At 64.4% G+C, this 13,677-nt stretch carries 13 protein-coding genes; all 13 read left to right on the forward strand.

Annotated features, from left to right (window positions below):
- Positions 1-2: 2 nt before the first annotated feature.
- The gene (gene nuoG / locus C4N9_RS03890; protein ID WP_109531982.1) at positions 3-1,991 is read left to right on the forward strand and encodes an NADH-quinone oxidoreductase subunit NuoG; all 1,989 of its coding nucleotides are present in this window, start codon (positions 3-5) and stop codon (positions 1,989-1,991) included.
- 3 nt (positions 1,992-1,994) lie between these two features.
- Positions 1,995-2,414: a hypothetical protein gene (locus C4N9_RS03895; protein ID WP_109531983.1), complete on the forward strand. Its 420-nt coding sequence runs from the start codon at positions 1,995-1,997 to the stop codon at positions 2,412-2,414.
- A gap of 9 nt (positions 2,415-2,423) precedes the next feature.
- Entirely contained in the window at positions 2,424-3,464 is a 1,041-nt protein-coding gene (gene nuoH / locus C4N9_RS03900; protein WP_109531984.1) for an NADH-quinone oxidoreductase subunit NuoH, read from the forward strand.
- Positions 3,465-3,467: 3 nt separating this feature from the next.
- Positions 3,468-3,959, forward strand: a complete 492-nt coding sequence (gene nuoI / locus C4N9_RS03905) for an NADH-quinone oxidoreductase subunit NuoI (RefSeq protein ID WP_109531985.1) — start codon at positions 3,468-3,470, stop codon at positions 3,957-3,959.
- A gap of 7 nt (positions 3,960-3,966) precedes the next feature.
- Positions 3,967-4,377 carry a carboxymuconolactone decarboxylase family protein gene (locus C4N9_RS03910; protein WP_109531986.1) on the forward strand — a complete coding sequence of 137 codons (411 nt, stop codon included), beginning with the start codon at positions 3,967-3,969 and terminating at the stop codon, positions 4,375-4,377.
- The gene (locus C4N9_RS03915) at positions 4,374-4,988 is read left to right on the forward strand and encodes an NADH-quinone oxidoreductase subunit J (RefSeq protein ID WP_109531987.1); all 615 of its coding nucleotides are present in this window, start codon (positions 4,374-4,376) and stop codon (positions 4,986-4,988) included. Before C4N9_RS03910 ends, C4N9_RS03915 begins: the two co-directional genes overlap by 4 nt.
- Positions 4,989-5,084: 96 nt before the next feature.
- Positions 5,085-5,390, forward strand: coding sequence for an NADH-quinone oxidoreductase subunit NuoK (nuoK, locus tag C4N9_RS03920; RefSeq protein ID WP_109531988.1), 306 nt, complete (start codon positions 5,085-5,087; stop codon positions 5,388-5,390).
- Between the two features lie 4 nt (positions 5,391-5,394).
- Positions 5,395-7,359, forward strand: coding sequence for an NADH-quinone oxidoreductase subunit L (nuoL, locus tag C4N9_RS03925; RefSeq protein ID WP_109531989.1), 1,965 nt, complete (start codon positions 5,395-5,397; stop codon positions 7,357-7,359).
- Positions 7,359-8,957: an NADH-quinone oxidoreductase subunit M gene (locus C4N9_RS03930; protein ID WP_109531990.1), complete on the forward strand. Its 1,599-nt coding sequence runs from the start codon at positions 7,359-7,361 to the stop codon at positions 8,955-8,957. The genes nuoL and C4N9_RS03930 overlap by 1 nt, the downstream gene beginning before the upstream one ends.
- 13 nt (positions 8,958-8,970) lie before the next feature.
- Positions 8,971-10,410, forward strand: a complete 1,440-nt coding sequence (gene nuoN / locus C4N9_RS03935) for an NADH-quinone oxidoreductase subunit NuoN (RefSeq protein ID WP_109531991.1) — start codon at positions 8,971-8,973, stop codon at positions 10,408-10,410.
- Positions 10,400-11,143 carry a biotin--[acetyl-CoA-carboxylase] ligase gene (locus tag C4N9_RS03940; RefSeq protein ID WP_109531992.1) on the forward strand — a complete coding sequence of 248 codons (744 nt, stop codon included), beginning with the start codon at positions 10,400-10,402 and terminating at the stop codon, positions 11,141-11,143. Before nuoN ends, C4N9_RS03940 begins: the two co-directional genes overlap by 11 nt.
- Before the next feature lie 23 nt (positions 11,144-11,166).
- The gene (locus C4N9_RS03945) at positions 11,167-11,946 is read left to right on the forward strand and encodes a type III pantothenate kinase (RefSeq protein WP_109531993.1); all 780 of its coding nucleotides are present in this window, start codon (positions 11,167-11,169) and stop codon (positions 11,944-11,946) included.
- Entirely contained in the window at positions 11,943-13,610 is a 1,668-nt protein-coding gene (locus C4N9_RS03950) for a ribonuclease J (RefSeq protein ID WP_109531994.1), read from the forward strand. Before C4N9_RS03945 ends, C4N9_RS03950 begins: the two co-directional genes overlap by 4 nt.
- The last annotated feature ends 67 nt before the right edge of the window (positions 13,611-13,677 follow it).

Here is a 13,677-nt window from a genome sequence, read left to right on the forward strand (position 1 = left end):
CCATGACAGATCTCCGCAAGATCATCATCGATGGCCGCGAGGTCGAGGTTCATCCCGCGATGACCCTGATCCAGGCATGCGAAGTGGCGGGCATCGAGGTGCCCCGCTTCTGCTATCACGAGCGTCTGTCGATCGCGGGGAACTGCCGGATGTGTCTGGTCGAGGTCGTGGGCGGCCCGCCCAAACCCGCCGCCTCCTGCGCCATGCAGGTGCGCGACCTGCGCCCCGGCAAGGACGGCGAGCCGCCGGTCGTCAAGACCAATTCGCCGATGGTCAAGAAGGCGCGCGAAGGGGTGATGGAGTTCCTGCTCATCAACCACCCGCTCGATTGCCCGATCTGCGATCAGGGCGGCGAATGCGACCTGCAGGATCAGGCGATGGCTTACGGCGTCGATTTCTCGCGCTACCGCGAGCCCAAGCGCGCCTCGGAAGATCTGGATCTGGGGCCGCTGGTCGAAACCCACATGACGCGCTGCATCTCCTGCACGCGCTGCGTGCGTTTCACCTCGGAAGTGGCGGGCATCATGCAGATGGGCCAGACCGGGCGCGGCGAGGATGCCGAGATCACCAGTTATCTCAACGAGACGCTGAACTCGAACCTGCAGGGCAACATCATCGACCTGTGCCCGGTCGGCGCGCTTGTGTCGAAGCCCTATGCCTTCACCGCCCGCCCGTGGGAACTGACCAAGACCGAAACCATCGACGTGATGGACGCGCTTGGGTCGAACATCCGGGTGGATGTGAAGGGGCGCGAAGTGATGCGCATCCTGCCGCGAAACCATGACGGCGTGAACGAGGAATGGATTTCCGACAAGACCCGCTTCATCTGGGACGGTCTGAAACGCCAGCGTCTGGACACACCCTATATCCGCGAAAACGGCAAGCTGCGGAAAGCGGGCTGGGGCGAGGCGCTGACGCTCGCCGCCGAGAAGATGAAGGGCGCGAAGAAGCTGTCGGGCCTGATCGGCGATCTGGTCCCGACCGAAGCGGCCTTCTCGCTGAAAACGCTGGTGGAATCGCTGGGCGGTTCGGTCGAATGCCGCACCGATGGCTCGCGCGTGCCGGGTGACAACCGCTCGGCCTATGTCGGCAATGCCGCGATCGAGGATATCGACACCGCCAAGCACATCCTGCTGATCGGCACCAATCCGCGCGACGAGGCGCCGGTGCTGAACGCCCGCATTCGCCGCGCTTGGACGCATGGTGCCTCCGTGTCGCTGATCGGCCCGGCGGCGGACCTGACGTATGAATACGAGCATCTCGGCACCGACCGTGCCGCGCTGTCGAACGCCAAGGTCGAAGACGGCACGCTGGTGATCGTGGGGCAGGGCGCCGTGACCGAGGCCGATGGCCTTGCCGTCCTTGCCGCTGCGCAGGCGCTGTCGGGCAAGATGCTGGTCCTGCACACTGCCGCCAGCCGCGTGGGCGCGCTGGATGTGGGCGCCGTGACCGAGGGCGGGCTGCTGGCTGCGACCGACGGCGCGGATGTGATCTACAATCTGGGCGCGGACGAGCTGGACATCGATGCCGGTCCCTTCGTGATCTATCAGGGCAGCCATGGCGACCGGGGCGCGCACCGCGCCGACCTGATCCTGCCGGGTGCGGCCTATACCGAAGAAAACGGCCTTTTCGTCAATACCGAAGGCCGCCCGCAGCTGGCCCTGCGCGCCGGTTTCGCGCCGGGCGAGGCCAAGGAAAACTGGGCGATCCTGCGCGCTTTGTCGGCAGAATGCGGTCAGGTCCTGCCATGGGACAGCCTGAACCAGCTGCGCCGCGCCCTGATCGAGGCCGTGCCGCATCTGGAATTCATCGACGAGGTGCCCGAGAACGCGTGGCAGCCGCTGCCCAAGGACAGCCTTGGCGACGCGACCTTCCGCCCCGTGGTCAAGGATTTCTACCTGACCAACCCGATCGCCCGCGCGTCGAGCCTGATGGCCGAACTCAGCGCGGCAGCCGCGGCGCGCAACGCGCCGTCGATGGCGGCGGAGTGATGCATGCGCCCGCGCCCCTGGTCCCTGTTTTCCCTTGCGCTGGCAGGCCCGGCGCTGGCGGGCTGCGTCGCCTCGGCGCCGCAGCCCGAGGAACCGGCCATGGGCGCGCCCGAGAACGCCGTGTATCGGGGGGTGAATACCTACCTGCTGGAGGGCGATCTGGTGAATTTCGTGGTGACGATGGACAATGCGCGCGGCGCGTCCGACGTCATCGCCTATGCCCGCTGCGCGGCGGCGCAATATGCGCTGATCCGGGGCATGGGTTTCGCGCGCCATGTGCGCACGACAACAGGAAACGAGGGAACCCTCTGGCAAGCCGACGCGGTCTATACCGTCTCGCCAGCCTTGCCCCGGGGGTCGCGGACGATCGACGCCGAAGTGACGGTGGCCGATTGCACCGAGCAGGGGATACCGACGGTCTGAGGACGAACCATGGTTGAATTCTTTACAACGAACTATTTCGGGATGTTCCTGCTGATCGTCGGGCAGGTTCTGCTGATCGTCGTGCCGCTTCTGGTGGCGCTGGCTTTCCTCATGTATGCCGACCGCAAGATCTGGGCGGCGGTGCAGATGCGCAAGGGGCCCAACGTGGTGGGTGCCTTCGGCTTGCTGCAAAGCTTTGCCGACTTCATCAAGTACATCGTGAAGGAAGTCGTCTTCCCCGCCGGGGCCGACCGCTTCGTCTTCCTGATGGCGCCGATGGTGACGCTGGTCTGCGCGCTGACCGCCTGGGCGGTGATCCCCTTCGATGACGGCTGGGTTCTGGCCAATATCAACGTGGCGATCCTGTATATCTTCGCGATCTCGTCGCTTGAAGTGTACGGCGTGATCATGGGCGGCTGGGCGTCGAACTCGAAATATCCGTTCCTCGGTTCGCTGCGCTCGGCCGCGCAGATGATCAGCTATGAGGTGTCGATCGGCCTGATCATCATCGGCGTGATCATCTCGACGGGGTCGATGAACCTGACCGCCATCGTCAACGCCCAGCGGGGCGATTACGGGCTGCTGAACTGGTATTTCATCCCGCATCTGCCGATGATGTTCCTGTTCCTGATCTCGGCCTTGGCCGAAACCAACCGCCCGCCCTTCGACCTGCCGGAGGCGGAATCGGAGCTGGTGGCGGGCTACCAGGTCGAATATTCGTCCACGCCCTTCCTGCTGTTCATGATCGGCGAGCTGGTCGCGGTCGTGCTGATGTGCGCGCTGATCTCGCTGCTGTTTTTCGGCGGCTGGCTGTCGCCCATTCCGGGCCTGCCCGATGGCATCTGGTGGATGGTCATCAAGATGCTGGGCGCGTTCTTCGTCTTCTCGATGGTCAAGGCCATCGTCCCCCGCTACCGCTATGACCAGCTGATGCGCATCGGCTGGAAAGTGTTCCTGCCGATGTCGCTCGGCTGGGTCGTTCTGGTGGCGTTCCTTGCGAAATTTGAGGTGCTTGGCGGCTTCTGGGCCCGCTGGGCGATCGGAGGCTGATCCATGACCGTCGACGTCACCCGTGCCGTCAAATACTTCCTGCTGGTCGACTTCTTCAAAGGGTTCGGCATCGGGCTTCGGTATTTCTTCAAGCCGAAAGCCACGCTGAATTACCCGCACGAGAAGGGGCCGCTCAGCCCGCGTTTCCGCGGTGAACATGCGCTGCGCCGCTACCCCAACGGCGAAGAGCGCTGCATCGCGTGCAAATTGTGCGAGGCGATCTGCCCCGCGCAGGCGATCACCATCGATGCCGAACCGCGCGAGGACGGCTCGCGCCGCACGACGCGCTACGACATCGACATGACGAAGTGCATCTATTGCGGCTTCTGCCAGGAAGCCTGCCCGGTCGACGCCATCGTCGAAGGGCCGAATTTCGAATTCGCCACCGAAACGCGCGAGGAGCTGTTCTACGACAAGGCCAAGCTTCTGGATAACGGCGACCGCTGGGAAGCCGAGATCGCCCGCAATCTCGAACTCGACGCGCCCTACCGCTGAGGACCCGATGACCGAAGCCTATACCAAGATGTTCCAGCAGATGATGGAAAGCTCGCAGGAAATGATGCGGGCCTTCAATCCGGCGCTGGAAACCATGTCGCTGGCGGGCTTCGAGAAGATGATCCCCACCATGTCCAAGGACATGATGGAGATGTGGTTCGGCAAGACCTTCAACCGCGAAGGGCTCGACGCCAAGACGCGGCTTCTGGTGTCGATCGCCGCGCTGACCGTGCTGGGCGCGCAGGCCGAGCCGCAATTGAAAATGACCGTGCGCCACGCGCTTGAAGCCGGCGCCACGGAACGCGAGATCGCCGAGGTGATCTGGCAGATGAGCATGTTCGGCGGGTTGCCCGCCATGCAGAAGGCGCTGGAACTGGCCCAGGGCGTCTTCGCGGAAACCAAGGAGAAGGACGCATGAGCGTTGCCGATTTTGCCTTCTACGCCTTCGCCGTCGTCGCGGTGATCGCGGGCCTTCTGGTCGTGACGGCCAAGAACCCGGTGCATTCGGTGCTGTGGCTGATCCTGACCTTCCTGTCCTCGGCGGGGCTGTTCGTGCTGCTGGGCGCCGAATTCCTGGCTATGCTGCTGATGATCGTCTATGTCGGCGCGGTCGCGGTGCTGTTCCTGTTCGTGGTGATGATGCTCGATATCGACTTCGCCGAACTGAAGGCCGAGATGACGCGCTACTTCCCGCTCGCCGCTCTGGTCGGGCTGGTGATCCTGATGCAGCTCACGCTTCTGTACGGCGCCTGGTCCACGGCCGAGGGCGCGCCCGGGCTTCGCCAGGCGGTGACGCCGGATCTGGCGCAGGTCGACAATGCCCGTGCGCTGGGTCTGATCCTGTTCGACCAGTATTTCATCCTGTTCCAGCTTTCGGGCCTGATCCTGCTGGTCGCGATGATCGGCGCCATCGTGCTGACGCTGCGCCACCGGGCCGATGTCAAGCGCCAGAACGTGCTGCAGCAGATGTGGCGCGACCCGGCCAAGGCGATGGAGCTGAAGGACGTGAAACCGGGGCAGGGGCTTTGAACGCCGGCACATGGACAGCCATTGCGGTGGCGATCATAACGGCGGTGCTGGTCGCCAACGGATATTTTAACGGGTGAAAAACCCGGAGGGACGAGAATGGTAGGACTTGAACATTACCTGACGGTGGCGGCGGCGCTGTTCGTCATCGGGATCTTCGGCATCTTCCTGAACCGGAAGAACGTGATCGTCATCCTGATGTCGATCGAACTGATCCTGCTCAGCGTGAACATCAACCTTGTGGCCTTTTCCAGCTTTCTGGGCGATCTGGTCGGGCAGGTCTTCACCATGTTCGTCCTGACCGTTGCCGCCGCCGAGGCCGCGATCGGCCTTGCCATTCTGGTGACCTTCTTCAGAAACCGCGGCACGATCGACGTCGAAGACGTCAACGTGATGAAAGGCTAAGCGCATGGCGACGACGCTTCTCTTTGCTCCGCTGGTCGGCGCGATCATCTGCGGCCTGTTCTGGCGCATGATCGGCGAAAAGACCGGCATGGTGATCGCCACGGCGCTGCTGTTCCTGTCGGCGCTGCTGTCGTGGATCGTCTTCCTGGGCTATGACGGGACCGAGACCTCGATCCATATCCTGCGCTTCATCGATTCCGGCACGCTGGTCGGCGACTGGGCGATCCGGCTCGACCGGCTGACGACGGTGATGCTGATCGTCGTGACCACGGTGTCGGCGCTCGTCCATCTCTACAGCTTCGGCTACATGGCGCATGACGAGAACTGGACGCATGACGAAGCCTATCGCGCCCGGTTCTTCGCCTATCTGTCGCTCTTCACCTTCGCCATGCTGATGCTGGTGACGGCCGACAACCTTGTGCAGATCTTCTTCGGCTGGGAGGGCGTGGGCCTCGCCTCGTATCTGCTGATCGGTTTCTACTGGAAAAAGCAATCGGCCTCGGCCGCGGCGATGAAGGCCTTCATCGTCAACCGGGTGGGCGATTTCGGCTTCATCATCGGCATCATGATGCTGTATTTCCTCGCCGACTCGATCCAGTTCGACGACATCTTCCACGGTGCCGAGGCGATGTCGCAGCAAACGATCCACTTCCTGTGGACCGACTGGAACGCGCTGAACGTCGCCTGTTTCTTCCTGTTCATCGGTGCGATGGGGAAATCGGCGCAGCTGTTCCTGCACACCTGGCTCCCCGACGCGATGGAAGGCCCGACCCCGGTTTCGGCGCTCATTCACGCGGCGACGATGGTGACGGCGGGCGTGTTCCTCGTGTCGCGCATGTCGCCGCTGATGGAATACGCCGAAACCACGCGGATGTTCATCGTCTTCATCGGCGCTCTGACCGCGTTCTTCGCGGCGACCGTGGGTCTGGTACAGAATGACATCAAGCGCGTGATCGCCTATTCGACCTGTTCGCAGCTGGGCTACATGTTCGTGGCGGCGGGCGTGGGCGTCTATTCGGTCGCCATGTTCCACCTGCTGACGCACGCCTTCTTCAAGGCGATGCTGTTCCTCGGCGCCGGTTCGGTCATCCATGGGATGCATCACGAGCAGGACATGCGGAACTATGGCGGGCTGCGCCACAAGATGCCCTATACCTTCTGGGCGATGATGATCGGCACGCTGGCCATCACCGGCGTCGGGATCCCGCTTACGCATATCGGTTTCGCGGGATTCATCTCGAAGGACGCCATCATCGAAAGCGCGTTCGGCGGCGGGGCGGTCTATGCCTTCTGGATCCTGGTGATCGCGGCGGCCATGACCTCGTTCTATTCGTGGCGGCTGATCTTCCTAACCTTCTTCGGCGCGCCGCGCGGCGATCATCACACGCATGACCATGCGCATGAAAGTCCGTGGGTCATGGTGATCCCGCTGGGCGTGCTGGCCCTCGGCGCCGTGTTCGCGGGCATGATCTGGTACGAGCCCTTCTTCGGCTCGCACGAGGCGGTGCACGAATATTTCGGCCATTCGATCGCGATGCTGGAAACGAACCACACGATCCACAACGCGCACGAGGCGCCCGTCTGGGTCAAGGTCGCGCCCTTCTTCGCGATGCTGGGCGGTCTGGCGCTGGCCTTCCTGTTCTATATCGTCAATCCGCGCCTGCCGGGCCGTCTGGCCGAGAACCAGCCGATCCTGTACCGCTTCCTGCTCAACAAGTGGTATTTCGACGAGATCTACGACGCCGTCTTCGTGCGTCCGTCGCTGGCCCTCGGCCGCTTCCTGTGGAAGCGCGGCGACGGCAACACGATCGACGGCTTCCTCAACGGGGTGTCGATGGGCGTCATGCCGATGCTCAATCGTCTCTATGCCCGTGCCCAGTCCGGCTATGTCTTCCACTACGCCTTCGCCATGGTCATCGGCATCGCGGCGCTGGTGACCTACGTCACGCTCTCCGGAGGGGCGCAATAATGCTGAACCTTCTGTCCATCGTCACCTTCACTCCGGCAGTGGCGGCGCTGATCGCGGCCGTCTTCCTGCGCGGCGAGGACGAAGCGGCGCAACGCAACGCCAAGTGGCTGGCTTTGCTGGCCACGCTGGCCACCTTTGCCTTTTCGCTGATCCTGCTGTTCGGCTTCGATCCGTCCGATACCGGCTTCCAGTTCGTGGAAGAGCGCGCCTGGATCATGGGCCTGACCTACAAGCTGGGCGTCGACGGGATCTCGGTCCTGTTCGTGATGCTCACCACCTTCCTGATGCCGATCGCCATCGGCGCCTGCTGGAACGTGACGCACAGGGTCAAGGAATACATGATCGCCTTCCTGCTGCTCGAAACGCTGATGATCGGCGTGTTCGTGGCGCTGGACATGGTGCTGTTCTACCTGTTCTTCGAAGCGGGCCTGATCCCGATGTTCCTGATCATCGGCATCTGGGGCGGTCAGAACCGGATCTACGCGGCGTTCAAGTTCTTCCTCTATACCTTCATCGGCTCGGTGCTGATGCTGGTGGCGATGATCTACATGTACGGGCAGGCCGGTACGACCGACATCCCGACGCTGCTGAGCTACGAGTTCGACGCAGGCCCGATCTCGCTGATGGGCTGGCAGATCGCGGGCGGCGCGCAGACGCTGCTGTTCCTGGCCTTCTTCGCCTCTTTCGCGGTGAAGATGCCGATGTGGCCGGTCCACACCTGGCTGCCCGACGCGCACGTTCAGGCGCCGACCGCCGGTTCGGTCGTGCTGGCCGCCGTGCTCTTGAAGATGGGCGGCTACGGCTTCCTGCGCTTCTCGCTGCCGATGTTCCCGGTGGGCTCCGAGATCCTTGCGCCCTTGGTGCTGTGGATGTCGGCCATCGCCATCGTCTATGCCTCGCTGGTGGCGATGGTGCAGCAGGACATGAAGAAGCTGGTCGCCTATTCCTCGGTCGCGCATATGGGCTTTGTCACGATGGGCATCTTCGCGGCCAACCAGCAGGGGCTCGACGGCGCGATCTTTCAGATGCTGTCGCATGGCTTCGTTTCGGGCGCGCTGTTCCTTGTGGTGGGCGTGGTCTATGACCGCATCCATACCCGCGATATCGACGCCTATGGCGGCCTGGTGAACCGGATGCCGGTCTATGCCGGGGTGTTCATGCTGTTCACCATGGCCAATGTGGGCCTGCCCGGCACCTCGGGCTTCGTGGGCGAATTCCTGACCTTCATGGCCGTGTTCCAGGTCAATACCTGGGTCGCCGCTATCGCCGCGACCGGCGTGATCTTCTCGGCGGGCTACGGGCTCTGGCTCTATCGCCGCGTGGTCTGGGGCCAGCTGATCAAGGACAGCCTGAAATCCATCACCGACATGGACGGGCGCGAGAAGCTGATGTTCGCGCCGCTGGTGGCGATGACGCTGCTGCTGGGTGTCTACCCGGCGCTGATCCTCGACCTGATCGGGCCGTCGACCGAGGCGCTCGTCGCCGGCTACAACGACGCGAACGGCATCGTGCCCGAGGCCGCGACCTCGCTGCACGCGGTGACCGACGCCTCCCATGCAACCGCTTCCGAAGCCGCGCCCGCGGCTTCCAGCCACTGAAAGGCCCGTTCCGATGACCTCGGTTGATCTTTCGATCGCGCTTCCGGAAATCCTGCTGTCGCTCTGGGCGATGGTGGCCCTGATGGCGGGCGCCTATTTCGGCAAGGACCGGCTCGCCTCGGCCCTGACCTGGGCGACGGTGGCGGTGTTCATCCTTATCGCCGTGCTGGTCGGCGTGCAGGACCTCGAGACGCATGAAGCCTTCGGCGGCCTCTTCGTCGAGGACAGCTTCGCGCGCTTTGCCAAGATGGCGATGCTGCTGGCGGGCGCTGCCGTGCTGGTGATGGGGATGGATTACCTCGAACGCGCCAAGATGATGAAGTTCGAATACCCGATCCTGATCGCGCTCTCGATGGTGGGGATGATGGTGATGGTGTCCGCGCAGGACCTGATCACCCTCTATATGGGGCTCGAGCTGCAATCGCTGGCGCTTTACGTCCTGGCCGCCTTCCGCCGCGACAGCGTCAAGGCGACCGAGGCCGGGCTGAAATACTTCGTGCTGGGCGCGCTGGCTTCGGGGCTGCTGCTGTACGGCGCGTCGCTGGTCTATGGCTATGCGGGTACGACGCGGTTCGAGGGTATCGCCTCGGTCATCACGGGCGAGCATCTGCCGGTGGGCCTGCTGATGGGGCTGGCCTTCATGCTGGCGGGTCTGGCCTTCAAGGTCTCGGCCGTGCCGTTCCACATGTGGACGCCCGACGTGTACGAGGGCGCGCCGACCCCGGTCACCGCCTTCTTCGCCACCGCGCCCAAGGTCGCGGCCATGGCGCTGCTTACCCGTCTGGTCATCGACGCCTTCGGCGCGGTGCCGGGCGACTGGGGGCAGATCGTCGGCCTGCTGGCGGGTCTGAGCATGGTCGTGGGCGCCGTCGGTGCGCTGGGGCAGCGCAACCTCAAGCGGCTGATGGCCTATTCCTCGATCTCGCATATGGGCTTCGCGCTGCTGGGCGTGACCGCGGGGACCGAGGCGGGCGTGAAGGCCACGCTGCTCTACATGGCCATCTACCTGACCATGTCGGTCGGCGTCTTCGCCTTCATGCTGACCATGCGCCGCGAAGGCCGGGTCGTCAGCTCGATCGACGATCTGAACATGCTGTCGAAAACCCAGCCGATGCAGGCGCTGGCGATGCTGGTGCTGATGTTCTCGCTGGCGGGCGTGCCGCCGCTGATCGGCTTCTGGGCCAAGTTCGCGGTGCTCTCGGCGGTGATCGGTTCGGGCTATGTCACGCTGGCCGTGGTCGGCGTCATCGCCTCGGTGGTCGGTGCCTTCTACTATCTGCGCATCGTCTACTTCATGTATTTCGGCACCGAGGTCGATCCGCTGGATGATGATGGCGCGCCGGCGCAGCGCTGGATGACGCTGGGCGCGGCGGCGATCACCGTTCTGGGCGTGATCAACCTGTTCGGTATCGAAGGGGCGGCAGCCGTCGCGGCGCAGGCACTTGTCAACTGACCGCGTCTGGCCTTCGGGCGTGGCAAAGGTGGTGCTGCCCGAAACCGACAGCACCATGGCCGAGGCGCAGCGCCGCCTCGGCGATCTTGCCGGCCCGACCTGGATCCTGGCCCTGCGGCAGACCGCCGGGCGGGGCCGGCGGGGCAGGGCGTGGCAGGATCCCCAGGGCAATTTCGCCGCCACCCTGATCCGCAAGAGCGACGAGCCCCCTGCGCGGCTGGCGCTGCGCTCGTTCGTGGCCGCGCTCGCCCTGCACGACGCGCTGGCGGATCTGACCCGTCTGCCCGAGGCTTTCGCCCTGAAATGGCCCAATGACGTGCTGCTGAACGGCGGCAAACTGTCGGGCATCCTTCTGGAAAGCCATGGGCCGGGCATCCTGTCGCTGGGGATCGGCGTCAACCTGCATTCCGCGCCCGAACGCGACCCCGAAGCGGCCTTTCCGCCCGTCAGCCTGCGGCAGGAAACCGGGCTGGTGATCCGACCCGAGCAATTGCTCGACCGGCTCGCCCCCGCCTATGAAACCTGGGAGGAGCGGCTCAGAACCTACGGGTTCGACCCGATCCGCACGGGCTTTCTGCGCCGTGTCGCCCGGCTGGGCGAACCGCTGGTCGCGCGCACCCTGAAGGACGAGTTTCACGGCACCTTCGACGGGATCGACGACAACGGCGCGCTGATCCTCGCCACCGCCGAGGGTCGCCGCGCGATCCCCGCCGCCGATATCTTCTTCCCCTGATCCGCAAGACCCGGAGCCCCGCCATGATCCTGTGCATTGATTGCGGCAACACCAACACCGTGTTCTCGATCTGGAACGGCGACGCCTTCATCGCCACATGGCGCACGGCCTCCGATCACCGTCAGACCGCCGACCAGTATTACACCTGGCTGTCGACGCTGATGAGCCTCAAGGGCATTCAGGCCGACATCTCCGAGGTGATCATCTCGTCCACCGTGCCGCGCGTCGTGTTCAACCTGCGCGTCCTGTGCGACCGCTATTTCAACTGCCGTCCGCTCGTCGTGGGGAAACCCGATTGCCACCTGCCTGTCGCACCCCGCGTCGATCAGGGCACCACGGTCGGCCCCGACCGGCTGGTCAATACCGTGGCGGGCTACGACCGCCATGGCGGCGACCTGATCGTGGTGGATTTCGGCACCGCCACCACCTTCGACGTGGTCGACCATGACGGCGCCTATATCGGCGGCGTGATCGCGCCCGGCGTGAACACCTCGCTGGAAGCGCTGCACATGGCCGCGGCGGCGCTGCCGCATGTCGATGTGACGAAGCCGCAAACGGCCATCGGTACGAATACGGTTGCTTGTATCCAGTCGGGCATCTACTGGGGGTATGTCGGCCTTGTCGAAGGCATCGTGCGCCAGATCCGCCAAGAGCGCGACCGCCCGATGAGCGTGATTGCGACCGGGGGGCTTGCGCCCCTGTTCGATCAGGGCACCGATATCTTCGACAGTGTCGAGGAAGACCTCACGATGCACGGGCTTGTGCTTATCAACCGCTACAACAGGGATTTGACCACCGCATGAGCAACGACCGCCTGATCTATCTGCCGCTCGGCGGCGCCGGCGAAGTGGGCATGAACGCCTATGTCTACGGCTACGGCCCCAAGGGACGCGAGCGGTTGATCCTGGTCGATGTCGGCGTGACCTTCCCCGACATGGACGGCACGCCCGGCGTCGATCTGATCATGGCCGACATGGCCTGGCTGGAAGCGCGCCGCGACCGGCTGGATGCGATCTTCATCACCCATGCGCATGAAGACCATGTGGGCGGGCTGGGCCATCTGTGGTCGCGCCTGCGCGCGCCGGTCTATTGCCGCGACTTCACAGCCCGCATCGCCGCCAAGAAGATGCTGGAAGCCGGTCAGCCGGTCGACGAGATCATCACCGTCCCGCTGGAAGAGACGCTGGAAATCGGCCCGTTCAAGATCCGTTTCCTGCCCATCGCGCATTCGCTGCCCGAAGCCTCGGCCATGCTGATCGAGACCCCGCACCAGCGGCTCGTCCATACCGGCGACTTCAAGCTCGACATGGCCCCCGGCGTCGGCGAAGCCTTTGACGAGGAGATGTTCCAGGCTATCGGCGACAGCGGCGTCGATGTCATGGTCTGCGATTCCACCAACATCTTCTCGCCCCATCCCGGCCGCTCGGAAAGCTCGCTGCCCCACGCGATCACCGAACTGGTGAAAGAGGCCCCGGGCCTTGTCGTGGCGACGACCTTTGCCTCGAACGTCGCGCGCGTGCGCACGCTGGCCAAGGCCGGGCGCGCGGCGGGCCGCTCGATCTGCCTGTTGGGCCGCGCGATGCAGACCATGGTCCGAACCGCGACTGAAGCCGGCCTGTTGCACGACTTCCCGCCCACCATCCCGGCCGAGGAAGCGAACGAGATCCCGCGTGAGAACCTGATGCTGATCGTCACCGGCAGCCAGGGCGAGCGTCGCGCCGCCTCGGCGCAGCTGGCGCGCGGCTCGTATCTGGGCTTCTCGCTGAAAGAGGGCGACACGTTCCTGTTTTCGTCCATGACGATCCCCGGCAACGAACGCGACGTCCTGAAGATCGTCAATGCGCTCAGCGAGAAGGGCGTGGATGTCGTGGATAACAGCCAGGGCCAGTACCACGTTTCGGGCCATGCCAACCGTCCCGACCTGGAGCGGATGCACGATCTGGTCCGCCCGCGCATCCTCGTGCCGATGCATGGCGAACACCGCCACCTGCGCAAGCACGCGCTGCATGCGCAGTCTCGCGGCATGGTCTCGGCCATCGCGCCCAACGGCGTCATGCTCGACCTGTCGGGCCCCGAACCCGTGGTCGCGGAATACGTGGATACCGGGCGGCTCTATCTCGACGGGACGGCGATCTACGGCGCCATGGACGGCATCGTGCGCGAGCGTATCCGCATGGCGCTGAACGGCCTTGTCATGGTCACGCTCATCATCGACGAGGACGGCCAGCCACTGGGCGATGCCTGGGCCGATTGCATGGGGCTCGCGCGGGAGGGACGGTCGCGCAAGCCCCTGAACGAGGTGATCGAGGACGAACTCGCCGAAGAGGTCGCGCGCCTGCCCAAGAAGGTGCTGGGCAACGACGACAAGCTGATCGAACAGATCCGCCGTCGCGTCCGCTCGACCTGCGTCGACGAGATCGGCAAGAAGCCCGAAGTCACCGTGGTCGTCAGCCGCCTGTCGGACTGATCGGCCCGAGGCACGGGGCAGGCGGGCCCAATCCCGCCGACCGAAAGCCTTTCTTAACGGCTGCCTG

The organism is Pararhodobacter marinus (assembly GCF_003122215.1).
Taxonomy (GTDB): Bacteria; Pseudomonadota; Alphaproteobacteria; order Rhodobacterales; family Rhodobacteraceae; genus Pararhodobacter; species Pararhodobacter marinus.

Bases quoted from the DNA above. Each gene is read 5' to 3' on its own strand.
- nuoG (WP_109531982.1), top strand. From the start codon at position 3: ATGACAGATCTCCGCAAGATCATCATCGATGGCCGCGAGGTCGAGGTT.
- C4N9_RS03895 (WP_109531983.1), top strand. From the start codon at position 1,995: ATGCGCCCGCGCCCCTGGTCCCTGTTTTCCCTTGCGCTGGCAGGCCCG.
- nuoH (WP_109531984.1), top strand. From the start codon at position 2,424: ATGGTTGAATTCTTTACAACGAACTATTTCGGGATGTTCCTGCTGATC.
- nuoI (WP_109531985.1), top strand. From the start codon at position 3,468: ATGACCGTCGACGTCACCCGTGCCGTCAAATACTTCCTGCTGGTCGAC.
- C4N9_RS03910 (WP_109531986.1), top strand. From the start codon at position 3,967: ATGACCGAAGCCTATACCAAGATGTTCCAGCAGATGATGGAAAGCTCG.
- C4N9_RS03915 (WP_109531987.1), top strand. From the start codon at position 4,374: ATGAGCGTTGCCGATTTTGCCTTCTACGCCTTCGCCGTCGTCGCGGTG.
- nuoK (WP_109531988.1), top strand. From the start codon at position 5,085: ATGGTAGGACTTGAACATTACCTGACGGTGGCGGCGGCGCTGTTCGTC.
- nuoL (WP_109531989.1), top strand. From the start codon at position 5,395: ATGGCGACGACGCTTCTCTTTGCTCCGCTGGTCGGCGCGATCATCTGC.
- C4N9_RS03930 (WP_109531990.1), top strand. From the start codon at position 7,359: ATGCTGAACCTTCTGTCCATCGTCACCTTCACTCCGGCAGTGGCGGCG.
- nuoN (WP_109531991.1), top strand. From the start codon at position 8,971: ATGACCTCGGTTGATCTTTCGATCGCGCTTCCGGAAATCCTGCTGTCG.
- C4N9_RS03945 (WP_109531993.1), top strand. From the start codon at position 11,167: ATGATCCTGTGCATTGATTGCGGCAACACCAACACCGTGTTCTCGATC.
- C4N9_RS03950 (WP_109531994.1), top strand. From the start codon at position 11,943: ATGAGCAACGACCGCCTGATCTATCTGCCGCTCGGCGGCGCCGGCGAA.